The organism is Aureimonas sp. OT7, from assembly GCF_014844055.1.
GTDB classification, from domain to species: Bacteria; Pseudomonadota; Alphaproteobacteria; order Rhizobiales; family Rhizobiaceae; genus Aureimonas; species Aureimonas altamirensis_A.
On sequence record NZ_CP062167.1, the window covers coordinates 809,947 to 830,671 of the forward strand.

Below are 20,725 nucleotides of genomic sequence, written 5' to 3' on the forward strand. Positions count from 1 at the left end.
TAGCTGTCATGCAGTTTATGTAAAGGAAGAGACTATGGAAGTGAATCGTCGGACGTTTACCACCTCGTTGCTAGCCGCCGGCGTGACGCTCAGCGGGCCGGTGGCCATCGCCGCCACCCGGTCAGTGCCGCGCGCCGACAATGTCGTCCTCGTCCACGGCCTGTTCGCGGATGGCTCCTCGTGGCTGGAGGTGATCCCGCATCTGCAGGCGCGCGGCCTGAACGTCACCTCGGTGCAGAACCCGCTGACCTCGCTCGCCGACGCGGTCGCCGCTTGCAGCAGGGTGCTCGATCGGCAGACCGGTCCGACCGTGCTCGCCGGCCACTCCTTCTCAGGCATGATCGTCACCGAGGCCGGCGTGCACCCGAACGTGTCGGCCCTGACCTACGTCGCTGCGCGCGCACCGGATGCGAACGAAGACTATACGGCGCTCGCCGCGAATTACCCAAGCCGCCCGCATCGGCGGGCATCGTCTTCGATGGCGACGAGGGCCGGCTCAGCGAGGAGGCGTTCCTGCGCGACTTCGCCCCCGACGTGCCCCCGGCGAGGGCACGGGCGCTCTACGCGGCCCAATGGCCGTTCAGGAAGTCGCTGACCGAGGCCAGGACCACGCACGCGGCCTGGCGATCGAAGCCGAGCTTCTATGCGGTCTCGACCCAGGACCGCGTGATCGATCCGGGCCTCCAGCGCTTCATGGCCGAGCGGATGGGCGCAAAAACCGTCGAACTCGCCGCCAGCCATGTGTCGCTGTTGTCCCGTCCGCGCGAGGTCGCAGACCTCATCCTCGAGGCGGCGGGACGCGCCTGATCGCCCTACCGCCGCCGCGCCGCGGCGATGAAGTCGAGAAAGGCGCGCAGCGGCGGCGGGACCAAACGGCGGCTGGAGTAGTAGAGGAACGGCCCCGGAAAGGGAGTCCACCAATCGGGTAGAACCGGAGCAAGGCGGCCCGCCTCGATATGCGGCCGCAACCACTCCTCGAAGAGCCCGATAATACCGGTCCCCGCAATGGCCATGTCCACGGCGAGATCCATCGCGCCGCTGATGCTAACGGTGAGCGGCCCCTGCGGCTCGATCCGGACTGTCTCGTCGCCCCGTTCCAGTTCCCAGGGGCTGAAGAGCGATCCATTGCCGAACCTGCCGCGCAGGCACCGATGCCGCAGCAGGTCCCTTGGATGCTCGGGGCTGCCCGCCGCCGCGAGATAGGCGGGCGAGGCAGCCATCGCGAACCGCTGGACCCGCGGACCGATCGGCACTGCGATCATGTCCTGCTCCAGCTTCTCGTCGTAGCGGATCCCCGCGTCGGCGCCCGCCGCGAGAACGTCGACGATGGTGTCCTCGGCGACGACCTCGACCTGGATGTCGGGGTAGAGGGCAAGAAAATCCGGCAGGATGCTTGGGAGCACCAGGCGCGCGACACCGACCGGCACGTTGAGCCGAAGCGTGCCGGCCGGGGTGTCGCGCAGGTCGTTGAGGCTGGCGAGCGCCGCGTCCATCCCGGCGAGGAGCGGACCGAGCTGCTCGACGAGACGCCCACCGGCTTCGGTCGGGGAAACGCTGCGGGTCGTGCGGTGAAGCAGGCGGACGCCCAGGCGGTCTTCCAGCCGACGGACGGTCTCGCTGAGCGTCGTTGGGCTGACGCCGAGCGAACGGCCAGCCTCGCGGAAACCCCGCGCTCGCGCGACGGCGACAAAAGCAGTCAGGTCGTCGATGTTCGCAGCCAATGTCCAATTATCCGTACAGCCTGTCTCGATTATGCCGGATTATCATCATGATCCGCAAGGGGTACATGATGGACATCAGCCACCATCCAAACCCGCTGAGCTCTGAAAGGACATCGACATGACCCAGGCAACACAAGCTGAAGCAGCCCAACCGACCCGCGCCGACTTCGTCGCCGGCCTGGTCTCCGCCATGCAAAATCCCCCGCGCTCGCCCATCCTTCGCTCACCGGCGGACGACGGCATCGCGTTCGAGGACATCTATTTTCCCGCTGCGGACGGCGTGACGATCGAGGGCTGGTTCATCCCGGGCGACAGCGACAAGCTGATCATCGCCAATCACCCGATCTGGGCTAACCGCTATGGCTTTCCGGGCCATCTGAAGCCCTACAGCGACGCCTGGGAGGCCAGCGGCAACAACATCGAAGTCAACTTCATGCCGGACTACAAGCATCTGCACGAAGCCGGCTACAACATCCTGGCCTACGACCTGCGCAACTTCGGCCAGAGCGCGGCCGGCAGCGGCGGCGTGATCGGCAACGGCATTCGCGAGTATCGCGACGTGATCGGCTCGCTGCGCTACGTCCGCTCGCGGTCGGACCTCAAGAACCTGAAGCTCGGCCTGCTCAGCCGCTGCTGCGGCATGAACGCGACCATGGTCGGCATGTCCAGGCATCGCGAGGAGTTCGACGACGTCCGTGCGATCGTCGCGCCGCAGCCGATCTCGCTCAGCTCCTTCTACCGTACGATCCTGGCTCACATGGGCATGTCGGACGCACTGCCCGAAGTGGCCGACGCCCTGCGCCGCGCGACCAGCATGGAGCTGAAGGACATGGACATGCCGCCCTATGCGACGGCAGTGGATATCCCGACGTTGCTTCTGCAGGTCCGCGACGACACGCTGACCACGCCCGCCGACGTGCAGGCGATCTTCGACGCCATGCCGACAGAACAGAAGGACCTGATCTGGATCGAGGGCACCAACCGGCGCTTCGACGGCTACAACTATCTGCCCGCAAACCCCAAGCCGATGCTCGACTGGTTCGAGCGGTTCGTCGCCTGACGCCAATGCCGGTGTGATCAGACGCCTCAGAGGTCAACCGGCATAAGGACCAGGCGTCCGCTAATCATGAGAGGGGCTCCGCTCTGTGGAGCCCCGACATGTTGCAAGGATGTCATCCATGTACTGGTTCTCTATCGGCGTCGCGTTGTTGGTTTCAGTCGGCATCATCGCCATCGGCGGGATGTATCTCGCGCGCCCGGCGACCGCGATGCGCAGCTTCGGATTGCCGCTGCCGGGAGCCGGCGACAATACCCTGTGGTGGCTGCGCCTGAAGGGCGTACGCGACATCGCGACCGGGCTGGTCGTTCTCGCACTGCTGCTGTCGGGCCACCCCCGGATTATCGGCGTCGCTTTGCTGATCGATGCGCTCATTCCGCTCGGCGACATGTCTCTTATCCTGGCCGCAAAGGGTTCGACGCGAGCGGCGCTCTCGATCCATGGCGTCACGGCGCTGTTGATGGTCGCAGCCGCCATTCCCCTGATTACGGGGCTGGTGTGACGCATACATCCGAATGGATTGCGAGGCTCGTCCATAACCGACGGCAAAAAGCCATCGCCGCGACAAGCCGTTATTACGGTTGGTCGTCAAATACCTGAACGAGCCAGTCGATAAAGACGCGCAAACGCCGCGATACATACCGCTGGCTTGGATAGAGCACGGACAAAGGCGTGGGTGTGGGCGGGTTTTGCGGCAGCACCTCGATGAGCGCGCCCGACGCCAGATCGTCTTCGAAGCGAAACCTGGGAGCTTGCGTCAGGCCATATCCCTCGCGAACCAAAGCCGCGCTCGTGTCCGAACTGGTGACCGTGAGGGGAGATGAAAGGGTGATAAGCCTTGTCGCACCCGCCTCCGTGAACTCGAGGGGCAAGGTCAATCCCGTTCTCGAGGAGACGAAGCCGATCATCTTGTGACCTTGCCTCTCCAGATCGTCGATGATGAGTGGCACGCCATGCGCGGCGAGATAGGAAGGGCTGGCGACCGTGACCTCTTCCATCAACGCGAGACGGCGGCCGATCATGCCGCTGTCGCTTTGCTCGCCGGCGCGCACGACACAATCGACACCTTCGCGCACGAGGTCCACCAATCGGTCGCCGTCGCCGATATGCAGCGTCAATTCGGGATGCTGGGCTGTGAACTCGCCGAAACGGGGCAGAAGCAACTGCCGGAACAGGTTGCCGTGCACATCGATGCGCAGATGGCCCCTGACGGCGGAGGTGGTGAACTCGTCCTCCATGGCTTCAAGGTCCGACAGGAAGGCCCGGCACCGCTGCGCATAGGTTTCTCCCTCCGATGTCGGAGCGACATGCCGTGTGGTCCGTTGCAGAAGTCGTACGCCAAGACGCCGCTCCAGCGCCTTGATCGCATTGGTGGCTGTCGCACGCGGGATCCCGATGTCATTGGCGGCTTCGCTGAAGCTGCCTCGCTCCACGATGCGAACGAACAGGCGCATGCTCTGTAAGAGGTCCATGCTCCCATTGTTATCTTCAGTGGAATTATGATGTCAATTTAACGCTGATTATTATCAGACGATCGTCTTCTAAGCTGAAGGCCTCACACTGGAGAGAGCCACATGGAAGACAACCACGAACAGAAAGACATCCTCAACACGAGCCGGAGAAACATGCTTGTCGGATCGGTCGCCGCGACCATTGCCGCAGGCTATCTCGCATCGGGTTCGACGGCTTCGGCGCAGGCACAGCCTGCCGCGTCGGCCGCCCCGACCCGCCCGGCGCTGCCCGCGAGCGGAAACACCATCCTGATCACCGGCGGCAGTTCCGGCATCGGGCGCGCCCTTGCCGAGCAGCTTCATGCCCGCGACAATACCGTGATCATCGCAGCAAGGCGGACAGCCGTCCTTCAGGACATCGCCAGCCGTTTTCCGAACATGCATGCCATGACCGTCGACGTGCGCGATCCCTACAGCGTCAAGCGTCTTGCACGCGAGATCGTCGAAAAGCATCCCACACTCAACGTTGTGTTCAACAACGCCGGCATCATGCGCCCGGAAAACGTCTTCGATGGCGACAGCGCGCTTGCCGAAAGCAGCGATCATATCGAAACGAATTTGAACGGTCCGATCCGTCTCACCGCCGCTCTTCTGCCGCATCTGGCCAAGCAGCCGCGGGCGCGCATCGTCAACACCTCGTCGGGTCTGGCCTTCGTGCCTCGAGCAACTTTTCCGACCTACTGCGCCACGAAGGCCGGCGTTCACTCGTACACGGTCAGCCTGCGCCACCAGTTACGTCGCACGTCGATCGACGTCCTGGAACTCGCGCCGCCCGCGCTTCGCACCGAACTGACCCCCGGCCAGTCGCGTATCGAGGCGTTCATGCCACTCGACGCTTTCATCAACGAGGTCCTGGGCCTTCTCGACCGAAATCCGGTTCCTGACGAACTGATCGTCGAACGCGCCAAAATCCAGCGTCTCGCCGAAGCCGAAGGCCGCTTCTTCCAGACTTTCGAGGCGATCAACCGTGCCGACGGCTGATCCCCATTCCTAAGGCGAGCAGACAAGGAACTCACTATGAACTTTTCTAAGGCAACCATCCTCATCACCGGGGGCAATTCGGGCATCGGTCGCGGACTCGCCGAGGCGCTGGCCGCTCTCGGCGCGAAGGTCATCATCACCGGGCGGAACAAGGATCGCCTCGATGAGGTGATCGGAGGGAACCCTGGCATGAGCGGATATCAGCTCGATGTCACAAGCGCCGACGATATCCAGGCTTTCGCCGAGAAGCTGATCGAGGAGCATCCCGATCTGAACGCCGTCGTTCACAACGCCGGAATCCTGCCATACGAGAACGTGCTGGCGGAGCGTTACGACCTGGAGATCGTCGACAAGGTCTTCCTCACAAACCTGTATGCTCCCATCCGGCTGACGGCGGCGCTTCTTCCGCACCTGCGGTCGAAGCCGGAGGCGGCGATCGTCACCGTTTCGTCGGGCCTCGCCTTCGTGCCGCTGGCGTCCGCTTCCGCCTACAGTGCGAGCAAGGCGGCCATCCATTCGTGGAGCCAGAGCCTGCGCCACGAGCTGCGCGGCACGAACATCTCCGTCGTCGAGATTGCGCCTCCGCTGGTGGCAACCGAACTGACGCCGGGTCAATCGAACAATCCGCATGCGATGCCCCTCAAGGCCTTCATCGCGGAAACCGTCGGATTGCTGTGTGCGGATGTCACCCCGAAGGAAGTGCTTGTTCAGCGGGTCATGCCCCAGCGTACCGCCGAGCAGACAGGCAATTTCGAGAAGGTGTTCAACCTGATCAATCCGTCCTGATCGATCGTCGGGCAGGCTATCGCTTGCCGGCCTCGCCTTGCTCTTGCCGCAACGGGGAGCGACAGCGGCTCACGTGGCGCTTCAAGAACGCGATCGAGCGGCTTCCAGATAGGCGTTGCACATCATCACGACCTGGCCTTCGATCGCGCGTTCCTCGTGCGGATCCAGGCTGCGCTCGAACACGTTGCGGACGGTGCCGAACACGGTCGCGAGCAGGGTGAGCGTGACGGTCGGAAGATCGTCGAACGAGGCGTCGGATGCGGTGGCGAGCATGGCGGCGGTGGCGGCATCGACGCGGGACGCGAAGGCTGCGATCAGCGCCTCGTTGTCGATCTCGACGACGGAGCGGTAGAGCGCCCGCGTTACCGCCGGCCGCTCCGTCTTCGCGGTCCAGTAGGTGGTCACCAACGCCTCGACCATTTGCCGGATCGATGCGCCGTGCTGTGCGAAGCAGGCCATTTCGACCTTGTCCGCCAGCACGTCGAGATAGCGCTCGTTCAGCGCGTAGAACAGCGCCTGCTTGTGCGGGAAATATTGGTACATGGTGCCGACCGAAACGCCGGCCCGCTCCGCGACGCGGGTGGTCGTCAATCGGTGCGGTCCATCGGTCACCAGAACCTGAATGGTCGCCTCGAACATGGCGTCCAGGGTCGCTGTCGCGCGCGCCTGACGCGGGGTTTTTCGGGGGTTTAGGTGGGCCGGCCGCGCCGAAGGCATAAGCGAATCCTCAAACTGAACAATCCTTCATATCATGAGGCATCACCAGAACGAACCCTGTGAGGATTCCGATATGACTGACACCAACCGCATCGCGCTCGTTACTGGCGCGAACAAAGGCATCGGACTGGAGATCGCCCGGCAACTGGCGCAGGCTGGCGTTTCCGTCATCATCGGCGCCCGCGATCCCGGCCGCGCGAGCAAAGCGGTCGACACGCTCTCGTCCGACGGCCTTCAGGTGCGCTCCGTCGCCCTCGATGTCACCGATCACGGCAGCATTGCTGCGGCGGTCGAGACCGTCCGTGCCGAGCACGGCCGGCTCGATATCCTGGTGAACAACGCCGGTATCGTCGATGCCGAGGATGGGCCGCCCTCCAGCGCTGTTCCGGACGCGGCTCGCCGCATCATGGAGACCAACTTCGTCGGCACGCTGGCCGTAACTCAGGCGATGTTACCACTGCTGCGCCTGTCTTCGGCGGCCCGGATCGTGAACCTTTCCAGCTCCCTTGGCTCGCTCGCGGTCAACGGCGATCCTGCCTCGCCCTATTATTCGGCACGGCTGATCGGCTACAACGCCTCGAAGGCCGCCTTGAACATGCTGACGGTGCAGCTCGCCGCGGAGCTGCGCGATACGCCGCACGTCGTCAACTCGGTCAGCCCCGGCTATGTGAAGACCGATCTGACGGGCCACAATGGCTTCATGACGCCTGAGGAAGGCGCGAAGCTTCCCGTTTACTATGCGCTGCTTGGACCGGACAGCGTCTCCGGCCGCTTCGTCGAACCAGGCGGCGAGACGCCCTGGTAAGCTCGTGTCGTGGGTCATCCCCGCCAGCTCGGCCTTCTGGCTGCCCCCGGAAATTAGGAAGATCACCGATTCTGCGACACGGCAGCGCGATCAGGCGATCCGCCGAGGCGCCCCTCTTCGCTGTCCGCTTGGATAGCTGCCGAACGCCGGTTCGAACTCAGACCGTTACGGACTCTCGGGCGAGCCTGCAGTTTGCCTGCTCACGCTCCGCCCAGACACAGGAACGGAAGCAAAAGTGAAGAAGCCCGAGATCGCTCCCACTTCCCGAGGACAATTTCGCCAGGGCTGAGCAAGAAAGCCGCCGCGTTCCTGGCCGGAATGGTAACATGAGGCATGGCCGGAGTTGAGGAGGACGATACCGTTGCCTTCAAATGCCCGACGGACCTGATCGCGACAGGATTCGTACACCTCAAGTCCGCTGTCGGATTCGAGGCGCTTCAACGCGGTCAGTGATACCCGGGCCTTGTCGGCGAGCGTCTCCTGTGTCCAGCCCAGCAGCGCGCGTGCGGCCCGTGATTGTCGGGCGGTGATCATGCATGATCACCTCCCACACGGACCTACGCGTACGCCAAAACTACGGCTATAATAGTCGTTCTTTTGCGAGATATTCCAGTCGCAAGTGCCTCTTGCGACGCTCTCCGCCCCTGTCGAGCGGCAACTGATTCGGTCGCCCAGCCGAAGACGACGGACTTACGGTCGGGGCCTCGTGCGGACCCTGTCGCCGTCGTGGAAGCGCTGGCGCCAGACGGCGCCGATCCGGTCCGCCAATCAGAGCCCGGTGACTGGGGCGTTCTCGTCGGCGTGGCGTTGATCGGGGCGACGCGCGAGGTCCTGACCCGGACGCCGAGCATGGCGATCTGTTTTTCGACTGCCGGCATATCCATGGTGTGGCGCGACTTTCGGCGTCGCCTCGCTACAGAATGTCCCGTCTGAGGAGTTGCTCTAGCCAATCCGCAAAGACCTGCAATCGGCGCGAGAGATGCTGCCTGTGCGGGTAGAGTAAAGCCATGGGCATCGCTTCGGCACGATGGTCCGGCATCACCTCGACGAGCTCGCCGGCGTCGAGGTGGCGCTTCACGTCGTAAGCCGGGATCTGGATCAATCCGAGACCAGCGAGGCAGCAGGCGATGTAGGCCTCGGCGCTGTTGACCGTGACACGGCCGCGAACCGGCATCATGCGCACCTCGCCGTTCTCAACCCACTCCCAATCCTCGACCCGGCCGGTCGATGGCGAGGCATAGCTGACGGCGAGATGCACGCCGAGATCGTCCGGCGCATCTGGCGTCCCACGTTGGGCGAGATAGGCGGGGCTGGCGACATTGATCAGCGGGAGATCGCCGATCTTGCGGGCGATGAGCCCGGAATCGCTCAATGGGCCGACCCGTAGCACGCAGTCCACGCTCTCCTCGACCAGGTTCACAGACCGATCGGTGACGCGCAGTTCGATGTCGAGCTGCGGATGCCGGTCGAGGAATTCCGGCAAGGCGGGCGCGATAATCAAACGACCGATCCGGCCCGGCACATCGACCCGGAGCTTGCCGGTGGGCCCGACAGAGGTTTGCCGGAACAACCCTTCCGTCTCCTCGACATCGGCGATGAGGCGCAAGCAGCGTTCATAGAAGGCAGCGCCGTCCTGGGTAGGAGAGACTTTTCGGGTGGTGCGGTGAAGCAGGCGGGCGCCGACCCGTGTTTCGAGCTCGATCACCGCGGCCGACACGGACGAACGTGGCATCCCGAGCGTATCGGCGGCGCGGGTAAAGCTCGCGCATTCGACGACGCGGGCGAAGGTGCGGAAGAGATCGATACGGTCCAAGGGCTTCAACTTGCTTGATTGGTCGCTCGGTCTGACAGGTGATGTCAGAATGAGTGACTTTATGACAAATCTATAGACGATATGGTGCGATGCAGGAAGCGGTCACCGATGGCCGCGAGGCAACCGAAGGAGGCCAGGGCCAATGACCGATCACAGCATCAAGGGCAAAACCGTCATCATCGCCGGCGGCGCGAAGAACCTGGGCGGACTGATCGCCCGCGATCTCGCCGTGCAGGGCGCCAAGACGATCGCCATTCACTACAACAGTGCGGCGACCAAAGCGGACGCCGATGCGACGGTTGCGGCGGTAAAAGCGGCCGGCGCCGAGGCAATCGCCATCCAGGCGGACCTGACAACGGCGGGCGCCGTCGAGAAGCTGTTCGCCGATGCTGTCGCCGCCCTCGGCCGCCCAGACATCGCCATCAATACCGTCGGCAAGGTGCTGAAGAAGCCCATGGTCGAGATCTCGGAAGCCGAATATGACGAGATGGCCGCGGTGAACTCGAAGAGCGCTTTCTTCTTCATCAAGGAAGCGGGCAAGCACCTCAACGACAACGGCAAGCTGGTGACCGTCGTCACATCGCTGCTCGGCGCCTTCACGCCCTTCTATGCTGCCTATGCCGGCACCAAGGCCCCGGTCGAGCATTTCACGCGGGCGGCCTCCAAGGAATTCGGCGAGCGCGGCATCTCGGTGACGGCGATCGGTCCCGGCCCGATGGACACGCCGTTCTTCTATCCGGCCGAAGGCTCCGATGCCGTCGCCTATCACAAGACCGCAGCGGCCTTGTCCGGCTTCTCGAAGACCGGCCTCACCGACATCGAGGATATCGTCCCCTATATCCGCTTCATGGTGTCGGACGGCTGGTGGATGACCGGCCAGACCATCCTCGTGAATGGCGGCTATACCACGAAGTAGGAACGGATGGACGGCCTGTCCCCGTGGCAGGCCGTCCAGTCTTTATCGCGGCACAGGGGGACGCGCTCATGCATATGCTGCTGGTCATCGTCGGAGGCGCCGTCCTGCTCGGTGTGTTTGTCCTGTTCGGGAAACTCTGGGGCGGCGATCTCGCCGGTATCGCCATGGGCGCGAAACTCTTCATTCCCGCCTGGCTTGCGGTGGCGCTCGTCAATATGTGGGTCGGGGTGACCCGGGCGGGCTACACCGTCGCGCAGGAACTGCCGATCCTGCTGGTCGTCTTCGCCGTGCCGGCGGCCCTTGCCGCGGTCCTCGCCTGGCAACTGGCGAGAGGCTGATTTCATGGCAACGGAGGCCGTTTCCCACGCCACCGAGGCCGCTTCGGCGCATGGCTTCAACCTCGTCCCGATCGTCGTCTTGCTGGGCGCGGCCGTCATCGCCGTGCCGCTGTTCAAGCGGCTCGGCCTCGGCTCCGTCCTCGGCTATCTCGCCGCCGGGCTTGCCATCGGGCCGTTCGGCATCGGCCTGTTCTCCGACCCGCAATCGATCCTGCATGTGGCCGAACTCGGGGTCGTCATGTTCCTGTTCATCATCGGGCTGGAGATGCAGCCGTCGCGGCTGTGGTCGATGCGCGGCGAGATCTTCGGGCTGGGCCTGGCGCAGGTCGGATTGTGCATCGGTATGCTCACGTTGGTCGGTCTCGCGCTCGGCTATCCGGTTGCGCAGAGTTTCGTGGCGGGCGCTGGCTTCGTGCTGACCTCGACGGCCATCGTCATGCAGATGCTGGAGGAGCGACGCAGCATGGGGCTGCCGAAGGGCCGCAGGATCGTCGCGATCCTGCTGTTCGAGGATCTGGCCATCGTCCCGCTTCTGGCGCTGGTCGCGTTCCTGGCGCCCGGCGGAGAAAACGCCATTCTCGCGGACCGGCTGACCGGCATCGGGATCGGCCTTGCCTCCATTCTCGGTCTGGTGCTTGCCGGACGGTATCTGCTCGACCCGCTGTTCCGCCTGCTCGGCAAGGCGAAGGCCCGCGAGGTGATGACGGCGGCGGCGCTGTTCGTGGTGCTCGGCGCCGCCCTTGCCATGCAGCTTGGCGGGCTGTCGATGGCGATGGGCGCGTTCCTTGCCGGTGTACTCCTGTCGGAATCCTCGTTCCGCCATCAGCTCGAAGCCGATATCGAACCGTTCCGAGGCGTCCTGCTCGGCCTGTTCTTCCTTGGCGTCGGCATGTCGCTCGACCTCACGGTGATCACGGCCAACTGGCGGCTGATCCTCGTCGCCGTCATCGCCTACATGGCCCTGAAGACAGTCGGCATCTATCTGATCGCGCGCCTTTTCCGGGCCGACAATCGTGAAGCGATCGAGCGTGCCGTGCTCATGGCGCAGGGCGGTGAGTTCGCCTTCGTCCTGTATGCCGCCGCCGCATCGGTCGGAATCATCGACACCGAGGCCAATGCGATCCTGACGGCGACGATCATCGTCTCCATGGCGCTGACGCCGCTGATGATCATCCTGCACGACCGGCTGATGCCGAAAGCGACCGCCTCGATGGAAGGCGTCGAGGCCGCGGAGGGCTTGTCCGCCAACGTGCTGCTGATCGGCTTCGGTCGCTTCGGCCAAATCGTCAGCCAGCCGCTTCTGGCAGCGGGTTCCTCGATCTCCATCATCGAGACCGATACGGACGCGATCCGCGACGCGGGCGACTTCGGGTTCAAGGTCTATTACGGCGATGGCGCTCGGCTCGATATCCTGCATGCCGCCGGCGCGCATGACGCCCGTCTGATCGTCATCGCCGTCAACGACCGCGAGGCGAGCCTGAAGATCGCCGAGCTGGTCAGGGTCGAATTCCCGCTCGTCCCCGTGCTCGCCCGCTCCCTCGACCGCGAGCACGCCATCGAGCTCATCCATGCCGGTGTCGAATGGCAGGTTCGCGAGACCTTCGAATCCGCGCTCGCCCTCGGTGAGAAGGCGCTGGCGCTGATGGATATCGATGACGACGAGCGCGCCCGTGTGATGGAGGATGTCCGCCGCCGCGACGGCGAGCGCTTCGCCATGGAGACGGCAGAGGGCATCTATGCCGGCCGCGACCTGATCCACGGCAATGCGCCGCGCAAGGATGGCCCTGCCCAACAGGGCGCGCAATGATGGTCTCGCTGCGCGGACAGAACAGCGCAGGCGCCGATCCGCAAAGCACGCAGGTCGTCGCCTTCTGGAAGAAGGCTGGCGCGCAAGGGCGATGGTTCGACAAGGACGGGGGCTTCGATCGCGTCTTCCGCGAACGCTTCCTCGACCTGCACATGGCCGTCGCCGCGCGCCGGCACGACGGCTGGATGGCCTCGCCAGAGGGTGCGCTGGCCTTGCTGATCCTGACCGACCAGTTCCCGCGCAACGCATTCCGCGACACGGGACATATGTATGCTACCGACCCGCTGGCGCGCCTTTATGCGCGGCAGGCATTGGAGGCCGGGCACATGGACCGTGCCGAGCCGGACCTGCGGCTGTTCTTCTGTCTGCCGTTCGCCCATTCCGAGGACATCCTCGACCAGGACCTCTCCGTCAGTCTCAACGCCCGGCTCGGCCAGCCCTGGCTGGAGCATGCCGAGGGCCATCGCGACATCATCCGGCGCTTCGGCCGCTTCCCGCACCGCAATCCCATGCTGGGCCGCACCACGACGCCGCAGGAGGCCGATTTCCTGAAGCAGGGCGGCTTCGGAGGATGAGGTCACAGAAAGCACATCAAGAAGGAGAACGCGCTTATGCCCGCATCGGATCTGACAGTCGATACCCGCATCGGCGTGCGTCGCAAGCCGCGCCGCATCCTGTCCATCGTTTCCAATACAGCCGAGCTGAAGGGCTTCCCGGTCGGCTTCTTCGCCGAGGAGATGACGCGGGCCTTTTTGATGTTCATCGAAGCCGGACATCGCGTGGATCTCGCTTCGCCAAAGGGGGGCGAAGTGATGTTCGACACCCATAGCGATCCGCGCACGCCAGGCGGCGCCTATGCCGACGATCTGATCAGCCTCGGCTTCGTCCATCATGCGAAATTTGGCCCGCTGCTGAAGGACACGCTGCCGATCAGCGCTGTCAGCGTCGATGACTATGACGCGGTCTGGGTCGCCGGCGGCGGCGGTCCGCTCCTGACCTTCAAGGACGATGCAGCGCTGCACGCCCTGATCGCGTCCTTCTACGAGAAGGGCAAGATCGTCACGCTGATCTGCCACGGATCGTCCCTGCTGCTCTGGACCCGTCTCTCCAATGGCAAGCTTCTGACCGAGGGCAAGAAATGGACGGGCTTCACCGACGAAGAGGAAGAGGACGTCAACACCGCCTTCGGCATGACGTTGAACGACTACACCATCCAGAGCGAGGCGGCCCGAATGGAGGGCACAAGCTTCCTGTGCCACGGCGCGAACGAACCTTTCGCCGTTCGCGACGGCCGTCTCATCACCGGCCAGCAGCAGTATAGCAGCGGGTTGACCGCCGAACTCGTATTGGACGCTCTCGACGAATACTGACGCTCGCAGGTATTGACGCGATTCCTGCCAAAAGGAACAAATCGCGCCGGGAGCTATGCCAATGGCTACCGAAAAGGACGCCGCCCCGGTCAGAGGGGCCTGGTGCCGCCGCCATCCTGGGGCTCGCACGAGGGCGGCGACACCGGCCGGGTCCTGCTCAACAAGTAGCGCCGGGTTGATTAGCGATAGACCGCGACTACCCGATGACCCATGGGTTTGAGGATGCACGCGCCGTCTTCGCCTCTCTCGATCCTGGCTCCTTCGGTAAGATCGTCATCAAGGTGAGCGGATAAGGGCGACACGGCTTCGTGGTTTTCTCAGGCTGTCGCCTCCTCGTCCCGGTGATCGGCGTCCCCGCGCTTCCAATAGCCCGCCGCGTGAAGATTCTCGCGCGCGATCCGCCACTCCTGGACGGCGTGACGGCGGATGGACTGGACGATGGACGATTCCGCCGCCAAGAACACCAGCGTCTCCGGTCCCGGCGCGGAGATCGCCCTGGCGGCCTCGACAAGCCTGCTGTTCGCGCCCCGGCCGTCCCGGCAGAGCCAATCGACGTTCACCGCCGCAGCGCTTTCGATCCGCTGCTCCTCGGCTTGATCTTCGATTTCGACGAAGACGTCGGCGCGTGTCGTCGCCGGCAGCGCTTCCAGAATGCTGGCGATCGCCGGCAGCGCCGTCTCGTCGCCGAACATCAGATAGTGCGTGTGGTGCGGCTCCAGACGAACACCGCCGCGCGGATGCGGGTCGCTGATCTCGAACCGGTCGCCCGCCTTCGCCTGCATGGCCCAGTTCGAAGCCGGCCCCGCGTCGCCATGGAGGACGAAATCCATGTCCAGCGCACCGGTCGCGGCATCGAACCGCCGGATCGTATAGGCGCGTCCGACCCTGTCCGTCTCGTCGTCGGTGGGGACGAAGACCTTCAGCCATTGAGCCGGCACGCCCTCGCGATAGGTCGTCGCCAGGCAGCGCCCATTGATGGTGATCCGCCGCAGGCGCGGGGTCACCGACTGAACCTTCTCCACCATCACGGGATACAGTCTGAAGGGCGGATTGGCCATGGAGAGCGCTTTCCTTATCTGGAACATGCGCTAATATGTGAGCGATAACTCACATCGTCTACTCGCATTCCCAAGGCGCTTCCGATGATCGAGCAGCAACGGCCTCATCCCCGTAAGCGGCCGAGACAAACCCGGTCGCAGGAGACGGTGGCCACCATCGTCGAGGCGACCGCTCGCATTCTGGAGGACGCCGGACACCATGGGTTCTCGACCAATGCGGTCGCCCGGCGCGCCGGGGTCAGCATCGGATCGCTTTATCAATACTTTCCCGACAAGGACGCGCTGATCGGCGCTCTCGTCGCTCGGGAAGGTGATCGCCTGTTTGAAGCGGCGGAGGCCGCGGCCTCCGTGCCATCCGGCAAGGACGCCCTGGAGCGCCTGATCGCCGCGGCCGTGGCGCATCAGTTCCGCCGACCCGGCCTCGCGCGCCTTCTGGATTTCGAGGAGGCGCGTCTGCCGTTCGACGCGAGCGTCCGCAGCCTCGACGATCGCTTCAGGCGTCTGCTCGGCGAGCTTCTGGCGCGCGAGGATGTTCGCCCGCAAACGGATCCTCAAGCGGCCGCGCGTGACGTGCTGGCGATCGTCAAGGGGATGGTGAACGGCGCCGGCGCGGAGGGAGAGCAGGACACATTCGGTTTGACGCGCCGCGTCCGGCGGGCTGTCTTCGGCTATCTTGAAACGGCTTGAGGGAGTCGACCGCGCTGGAAGGGACACTGTCAGGCCAAGGGATCGGCCTTCCATCCCTCGTTGCCGGTGTTGGCCTTCTTCATGAAGTCGACGAAGGCGCGCACCGCGGGCGACAGTTCGCGGCTGGTCGGAAACACCAGGCTGACGTCGACCGCGGGCAGCGTCCAGTCCGGCAGCAGCCGGATCAGGCTGCCGGCCTTGATGTCGGGCCCGCACAGATAAGCCGAGATGACGCCGATCCCGGCATTTTCGCAGACCAGCCGATTGATCGTCAGCGCATCGTTGACCAGCACGCGCGGGGCGACGTCGAGGCGCACGACCTCGTCGCCGCACGTCAGTGTCCAGGGCCGCGCGTGGCCGCTTCCCGTCGGCATGTCGAGCAGGTCATGCTCCAGCAAGGCTTCCGGCGTGGTCGGCGTGCCGCGCCGGTCAAGATAGGCGGCGGAGGCGCACATATAGCGGGTCATCGTTCCCAGCCGCGTCGCGACCAGCGCGGAGTCGCTAAGCGGCCCCATGCGGATCGCCACGTCGACCCCGTCGGCGACCAGTTCCGCCTCTCGGCTCGACAGGTCGAGCCGGATGTCGACGTCGGGATAGCGCTCGAGGAAACCGGGCAACTGTTTGCCTAGCACGTTGATGCCGAAGCCGATGCCGGCACTGATGGTCAACCGCCCGCGCGGCGTGCCGGCGAGGCTTGCGGTGAAGGTCAGCGCGTCGTCGAGACCGGCGAGCAGCGCGGCGCAGCGATCGAGCAGCGCCTGACCGGCCGGCGTCAGGCGAACCTCTCGGGTGGTGCGCTGGAGCAGACGGATGCGCACCGCCTCCTCCAGCCGCGCGACGGAGCGGCTGACACTGGAGCGCGGCAGGTTGAGCGTCCGCGCCGCATCCGAGAAACTATTCAGCCGAGCGACGCACTCGAACACGCGCAGGTCGTTGAGATCGATCATCACTCCCGATTGTGCCAGCACATGCACAATGTGTCCATGTGCTGGACCGTTCCTCTCGGCCGCTCGCGCGTTAGGTCGGCATGGATAGCAACAATCACAACAACGCGCCCCGCGTCCTTGCGGTGGGCGCCGCTGGCAAGTTTGCCGGCCACGTCATTCCGGCGCTCGCCTCGCGCGGCGCGACCGTGCGGGCACTTGTTCGCCAGGAGGCGGAAGGTGAAGCGGCGCGACGGGCTGGCGCTGCCGAGATCGCCATCGGCGATCTGACCGACGCCCGGAGCATCGCCGCCGGGTTGAGCGGCATCGACGCCGCTTTCTATATCGCTCCGGCCTTCATCCCCGATGAGGCCGGGATCGGCAAACGCTTCGTGGCGGCTGCGGTCGATGCCGGCGTCCGGCGGATCGTGTTCTCGTCGGTGATCCACCCGGTGATCAGCAGCCTGGTCAACCACGCGGCCAAGGCGCCGGTCGAGGAGGCGATCCTCGACAGCGGGCTTGACTATACCTTCCTGCACCCGGCGCTGTATTTCCAGAACTACCAGGCGTCCTGGGACACGGTGGTGAAGAGCGGCACGCTGGCCGAGCCTTGGTCCTGCGACACCCGCTTCAGCCGGGTCGACTATCGCGACGTGGCGGAGGTCGCGGCGATCGCGCTGACAGAGGACCGGCTGCTCTACGGCACCTTCGAGCTCTGCGCCGAAGGTTGGCTGAACCGGCACGATGTCGCCGGCCTGATCGGCGACGTGCTCGGCCGGGAGATCAGGGCGGCGCGGATCGATCCCGCGACGCTCGGCCCCGAGGCCGACCCGATGCGGCCGATGTTCGCGCATTACGACCATGCCGGGCTCAGGGGCAATCCGCTGAGCTTGCGCGCCATTCTCGGCCGCGAGCCGCGACGCTTGCGCGCCTTCTTCGAGGAACTGGCGCAATCCCAGAAGGAGAAACAGCCATGAAGACCGGCAGAACCATCGTCGTCACCGGGGCGGCGGGCGGCATCGGCAAGGAATGCGTGCACCGCTTCCTCGCCAATGACGACACCGTGATCGCCACCGACACCAGCGACGAAGCGCTCCGCAAGCTCGCCGACGAGTTGGCAAATGAACAGCTGCATGTTCAGAAGGCCGACATCACCGACGAGGGCGACGGCGCGCGTCTGGCCGAACTCGCTCAGGAAAAAACTGGCCGCGTCGACGTGCTGGTCAACGTCGCGGGCTTCTTTCCCGTCCAGCCTTTTCTGGAGATGAGCGCCGAGGACTGGCGCAAAATCATCGACATCAATCTCACCGGCACGGCCTTGATGTGCCGGGCGATGCTGCCGCTGATGACCGGGCGCGGCTGGGGCCGGATCGTCAATATAGGCTCGGCTTCGGTCAACGAAGGTGTGCCCGGCCAGGCGCATTACGTCTCGGCCAAGGCCGGCGTGATCGGGTTGACCCGCAGCCTCGCCCGCGAGTTCGGCGACGAGGGCATCACCGTCAATCTGGTGGCGCCGGGCGTCACCATCACGCCGAACGCCGCCAAGACGCTGCCCAAGGACGTCCAGGCGGCGCAGATCGAGAAGCGCGCGATCAAGCGCGAGGAGAAGCCCGCCGACCTCGTCGGCCCGGTGCTCTTCTTCGCCTCTCCCGATTCCGACTTCGTCACCGGCCAGACGCTCGTCGTCGATGGTGGCCACCACATGAGCTGAAAGGAAATCGACATGACAGACCTGTTCACCCCGATGGACCTCCACGGCCTTTCCCTCCGCAACCGCATCTGGATGTCGGCGATGACCCGTACCCGCGCCACGCCGGACAACGTGCCGACGCCGCTGATGGCGGAGTATTTCGCGCAGCGCGTCGAGGCCGGGCTGATCGTCACCGATTGCACCGCCGTGTCCGAACAGGGCAAGGGCGTCATCAACGGCCCCGGCATCTGGCGGCAGGACCAGGTCGAGGGCTGGCGGATCGTCACGGACGCGGTCCATGCCGCCGGCGGACGCATCTACTGCCAGCTTTGGCATTGCGGCCGCGTCGCCCATCCCGACATGCGCGGCGGCGAACTGCCGGTCGCGCCGTCGCCGCTGCCGGCCGAGGGCAAGTTCAAGTTCCCGGATCACGAAGCCGATTTCCCGGTGCCGCGTGAACTGAGCGCCGACGAGATCCCGGCGATCGTCGCGGACTTCGTCACCGCGACCCGCAACGCGCGCGAGGCGGGGTTCGACGGCGTCGAACTGCACGGCGCCAATGGCTATCTGCACGACCAGTTCCTCCAGGATGTCAGCAACAAGCGCACCGACGCCTGGGGCGGCTCGGCCGAGAACCGGGCGCGGCTGATGCTGGGGACGATCGACGCGATGGCGGCGGCCTGGTCGATGGAGCGGGTCGGCATTCGCCTCGGCCCGTCGATCTCGCTCTACGGCATGGGCGACAGCGACCCGCTCGCTACCTTCGGCTATGTCGTGCGCGAGCTCGACCGGCGAAAGGTCGGCTATCTGACCATGCTGGAGCCCAACAAGAAGGACCTGGAGAAGGGTGTCGCGATCCCGCAGGTCGCGAAGACCTTCCGGCCGATGACCTCGCTGCCGTTCATCGCCAATACCGGCTTCGACGAGGCCAAGGGGATGGAAGCGGTTTCGTCCGGCGAGGTCGATGCCGTCGCCTACGGATCCCTGTTCATCTCCAATCCCGATCTCGTCGCGCGCTTCGCCGCACACGATCGGGATTTCAACAAGCCCGATCCCTCGACCTTCTACGGCGTCGGCCCCAAGGGCTATACCGACTATCCGGCCCGGGCCGAGGCCGCCGCATGACGGAATGGCGCGACTTCAGGGTCGAGCGGATCGACACCGGCGAGGCAACGCTCGCGGTCCGCGTCGGCGGCAGCGGACCGCCCGTCGTGCTGCTGCACGGCTTTCCCCAGCATTCGCCGATGTGGCGGCGGATCGCACCCGTTCTTGCCGAGCGCTTCACGGTGATCGCCCCCGACCAGCGCGGCATGGGCGCCTCGACGCTGCCCGAGCGCGGTTTCACCAATACCGACATGGCGCGCGATATCGCCGCCATGCTCGATGCGCTGGGGCATGAGCGCGCCTGCGTGGCTGGATACGACCTCGGCGCCGGCGTCGCGGTCGCTTTCGCGCGCGACTATCCCGAGCGCGCCGAGCGGCTGGCGGTGATGGAGTTCGTCGCCGCCGGCTTCGGGCTCGAACAGGCGATGGCGCCAAGCAAGGGCTGGAACGCCGATTCCAACTGGCATTTCTCAGTGTTTGCGGCCCCGGATGTCGCCGCGTGGCTGTTCACCGGGCGCGAGCGCGAGTTGCTGAACTGGTTCTTCGGCCATGAAGGCCATGGCGGCAACGGCACGGTCGATGCGGACGATCTCGACCACTATGTCCGCGCGCTGTCGCGGCCGGGCGCGTTGCGGGCCGGTGCGCAATATTATGCGGCGATCTTTCAGGACGGCGAGGACAATGCGCCGCTCAAGGATCGGCCGCTCGCCATGCCAGTGCTGGCGGTCGGCGGTGCCTCCCATGCGGGGCCGATGCTCGAACAGCTCTGGCGCCCGGTCGCCACCGATCTTTCCACCGCGATCATCCCCGCGGCCGGGCACTGGCTGGCGGAGGAGAACCCCGCCGACACCGCTGCGGCGCTCGCCCGCTTTTTCTCGGCAACCGACAAGGAGACTGACCGATGACCATACCCGAAGACGATCCCATCCGCCGGCTGACGATCGCCGATCCGGACGATCCGGCGCTGCCGCACGTTGCCGTGGTCGGCGACACCTATACGATCCTGGTGTCCGGCAAGCACACCGGCGGGCGCTATTGCCTGATCGACATGCTGGTGCCCGATGACGGCGGTCCGGCGCCGCACCGGCATGATTTCGAGGAGATGTTCACCATCCTCGAAGGCGAAATCGAGGTGACTTTTCGTGGCGACAAGCACGCCGCGAAGGCGGGCAGCACGGTCAACATTCCGGCCAATGCGCCACATGGGTTCAAGAACGTCTCCGGCGCGCCCGCGCGGATGCTGTGCCTGTGCACGCCCGCCGGCCAGGACGAGTTCTTTCTTGAGGTTGGCACCCCGGTCGCGAGCCGCACCGCACCCGCTCCGGCGATGAGCGAGGATGAGCAGAAGGCTTTCATGGCCAAGGCGAAGGAACTGGCGCCGCAATACCGGACGGAATTACTGCCGCCGGGCGAGTGAATGGCGAGAATGCCGCTATCTCAA

General features: G+C 65.1%; 22 protein-coding genes and 2 pseudogenes. 17 read left to right on the forward strand and 7 right to left on the reverse strand.

Going from position 1 to position 20,725, the window contains the following annotated elements:
• Window positions 1–34: 34 nt before the first annotated feature.
• Window positions 35–807 (forward strand): annotated as a pseudogene (locus IGS74_RS03840) (alpha/beta hydrolase).
• 5 nt (window positions 808–812) lie between these two features.
• Here the strand turns inward: IGS74_RS03840 and IGS74_RS03845 are convergent.
• Window positions 813–1,721, reverse strand: a complete 909-nt coding sequence (locus IGS74_RS03845) for a LysR family transcriptional regulator (protein WP_192389454.1) — start codon at window positions 1,719–1,721, stop codon at window positions 813–815.
• 118 nt (window positions 1,722–1,839) lie between these two features.
• Here IGS74_RS03845 and IGS74_RS20210 point away from each other — a divergent pair, with 118 nt between their 5' ends.
• Window positions 1,840–2,781, forward strand: a complete 942-nt coding sequence (locus IGS74_RS20210; protein ID WP_246722890.1) for a lysophospholipase — start codon at window positions 1,840–1,842, stop codon at window positions 2,779–2,781.
• Window positions 2,782–2,899: 118 nt separating this feature from the next.
• Window positions 2,900–3,280 (forward strand): DUF4267 domain-containing protein, encoded by a 381-nt coding sequence (locus IGS74_RS03855; protein WP_192389456.1) that lies wholly within the window; start codon window positions 2,900–2,902, stop codon window positions 3,278–3,280.
• 73 nt (window positions 3,281–3,353) lie between these two features.
• Here IGS74_RS03855 and IGS74_RS03860 read toward each other — a convergent pair whose 3' ends face one another.
• Window positions 3,354–4,250, reverse strand: a complete 897-nt coding sequence (locus IGS74_RS03860; protein ID WP_192389458.1) for a LysR family transcriptional regulator — start codon at window positions 4,248–4,250, stop codon at window positions 3,354–3,356.
• Window positions 4,251–4,352: 102 nt separating this feature from the next.
• Between IGS74_RS03860 and IGS74_RS03865 the strand changes: the two genes are divergently transcribed.
• Complete coding sequence (locus IGS74_RS03865) at window positions 4,353–5,270, forward strand: SDR family oxidoreductase (protein WP_348641882.1); 918 nt, start codon at window positions 4,353–4,355, stop codon at window positions 5,268–5,270.
• Window positions 5,271–5,306: 36 nt separating this feature from the next.
• The gene (locus IGS74_RS03870; RefSeq protein WP_192389460.1) at window positions 5,307–6,056 is read left to right on the forward strand and encodes an SDR family NAD(P)-dependent oxidoreductase; all 750 of its coding nucleotides are present in this window, start codon (window positions 5,307–5,309) and stop codon (window positions 6,054–6,056) included.
• Window positions 6,057–6,137: 81 nt separating this feature from the next.
• On the opposite strand, the gene IGS74_RS03875 is transcribed toward IGS74_RS03870, so the two are convergent.
• Window positions 6,138–6,695, reverse strand: coding sequence for a TetR/AcrR family transcriptional regulator (locus tag IGS74_RS03875; protein ID WP_246722892.1), 558 nt, complete (start codon window positions 6,693–6,695; stop codon window positions 6,138–6,140).
• A gap of 151 nt (window positions 6,696–6,846) precedes the next feature.
• On the opposite strand from IGS74_RS03875, the gene IGS74_RS03880 reads away from it, so the two are divergent.
• Window positions 6,847–7,578 (forward strand): SDR family oxidoreductase, encoded by a 732-nt coding sequence (locus IGS74_RS03880; RefSeq protein WP_192389464.1) that lies wholly within the window; start codon window positions 6,847–6,849, stop codon window positions 7,576–7,578.
• A gap of 339 nt (window positions 7,579–7,917) precedes the next feature.
• On the opposite strand, the pseudogene IGS74_RS20215 reads toward IGS74_RS03880, so the two are convergent.
• Window positions 7,918–8,112, reverse strand: a pseudogene (locus tag IGS74_RS20215) (helix-turn-helix transcriptional regulator); the annotation flags it as partial.
• Between the two features lie 379 nt (window positions 8,113–8,491).
• Entirely contained in the window at window positions 8,492–9,391 is a 900-nt protein-coding gene (locus tag IGS74_RS03890; protein WP_192389468.1) for a LysR family transcriptional regulator, read from the reverse strand.
• 142 nt (window positions 9,392–9,533) lie between these two features.
• Between IGS74_RS03890 and IGS74_RS03895 the strand changes: the two genes are divergently transcribed.
• The 5 genes from IGS74_RS03895 (at window position 9,534) to IGS74_RS03915 (ending at window position 13,822) form a co-directional block, all read left to right on the forward strand.
• Complete coding sequence (locus tag IGS74_RS03895; RefSeq protein WP_192389470.1) at window positions 9,534–10,307, forward strand: SDR family oxidoreductase; 774 nt, start codon at window positions 9,534–9,536, stop codon at window positions 10,305–10,307.
• A 68-nt stretch (window positions 10,308–10,375) separates the two neighbouring features.
• The gene (locus tag IGS74_RS03900; protein ID WP_192389472.1) at window positions 10,376–10,645 is read left to right on the forward strand and encodes a hypothetical protein; all 270 of its coding nucleotides are present in this window, start codon (window positions 10,376–10,378) and stop codon (window positions 10,643–10,645) included.
• 4 nt (window positions 10,646–10,649) lie between these two features.
• Window positions 10,650–12,452 (forward strand): monovalent cation:proton antiporter-2 (CPA2) family protein, encoded by a 1,803-nt coding sequence (locus IGS74_RS03905; RefSeq protein WP_192389474.1) that lies wholly within the window; start codon window positions 10,650–10,652, stop codon window positions 12,450–12,452.
• Window positions 12,449–13,027: a DUF924 family protein gene (locus tag IGS74_RS03910; protein ID WP_246722894.1), complete on the forward strand. Its 579-nt coding sequence runs from the start codon at window positions 12,449–12,451 to the stop codon at window positions 13,025–13,027. The genes IGS74_RS03905 and IGS74_RS03910 overlap by 4 nt, the downstream gene beginning before the upstream one ends.
• Window positions 13,028–13,063: 36 nt before the next feature.
• Window positions 13,064–13,822, forward strand: coding sequence for a type 1 glutamine amidotransferase domain-containing protein (locus IGS74_RS03915; RefSeq protein ID WP_192389476.1), 759 nt, complete (start codon window positions 13,064–13,066; stop codon window positions 13,820–13,822).
• 317 nt (window positions 13,823–14,139) lie between these two features.
• On the opposite strand, the gene IGS74_RS03920 is transcribed toward IGS74_RS03915, so the two are convergent.
• Window positions 14,140–14,880, reverse strand: a complete 741-nt coding sequence (locus IGS74_RS03920) for a siderophore-interacting protein (protein ID WP_192389478.1) — start codon at window positions 14,878–14,880, stop codon at window positions 14,140–14,142.
• 147 nt (window positions 14,881–15,027) lie between these two features.
• On the opposite strand from IGS74_RS03920, the gene IGS74_RS03925 reads away from it, so the two are divergent.
• A complete protein-coding gene (locus IGS74_RS03925) occupies window positions 15,028–15,567 on the forward strand; it encodes a TetR/AcrR family transcriptional regulator (RefSeq protein WP_246722896.1) in 540 nt (179 codons plus the stop codon).
• Window positions 15,568–15,596: 29 nt separating this feature from the next.
• Here IGS74_RS03925 and IGS74_RS03930 read toward each other — a convergent pair whose 3' ends face one another.
• Entirely contained in the window at window positions 15,597–16,514 is a 918-nt protein-coding gene (locus IGS74_RS03930; protein WP_192389482.1) for a LysR family transcriptional regulator, read from the reverse strand.
• Window positions 16,515–16,636: 122 nt separating this feature from the next.
• On the opposite strand from IGS74_RS03930, the gene IGS74_RS03935 reads away from it, so the two are divergent.
• From IGS74_RS03935 to IGS74_RS03955, 5 genes are read left to right on the forward strand one after another with little or no spacing between them, the layout of a single operon-like run.
• Window positions 16,637–17,467, forward strand: a complete 831-nt coding sequence (locus IGS74_RS03935) for an NmrA family NAD(P)-binding protein (RefSeq protein ID WP_246722898.1) — start codon at window positions 16,637–16,639, stop codon at window positions 17,465–17,467.
• Window positions 17,464–18,201 carry an SDR family NAD(P)-dependent oxidoreductase gene (locus IGS74_RS03940; protein WP_192389486.1) on the forward strand — a complete coding sequence of 246 codons (738 nt, stop codon included), beginning with the start codon at window positions 17,464–17,466 and terminating at the stop codon, window positions 18,199–18,201. The genes IGS74_RS03935 and IGS74_RS03940 overlap by 4 nt, the downstream gene beginning before the upstream one ends.
• Before the next feature lie 12 nt (window positions 18,202–18,213).
• A complete protein-coding gene (locus IGS74_RS03945; protein ID WP_192389488.1) occupies window positions 18,214–19,305 on the forward strand; it encodes an alkene reductase in 1,092 nt (363 codons plus the stop codon).
• A complete protein-coding gene (locus tag IGS74_RS03950; protein WP_192389490.1) occupies window positions 19,302–20,189 on the forward strand; it encodes an alpha/beta hydrolase in 888 nt (295 codons plus the stop codon). The genes IGS74_RS03945 and IGS74_RS03950 overlap by 4 nt, the downstream gene beginning before the upstream one ends.
• Window positions 20,186–20,701, forward strand: a complete 516-nt coding sequence (locus tag IGS74_RS03955; RefSeq protein WP_192389492.1) for a cupin domain-containing protein — start codon at window positions 20,186–20,188, stop codon at window positions 20,699–20,701. The genes IGS74_RS03950 and IGS74_RS03955 overlap by 4 nt, the downstream gene beginning before the upstream one ends.
• The last annotated feature ends 24 nt before the right edge of the window (window positions 20,702–20,725 follow it).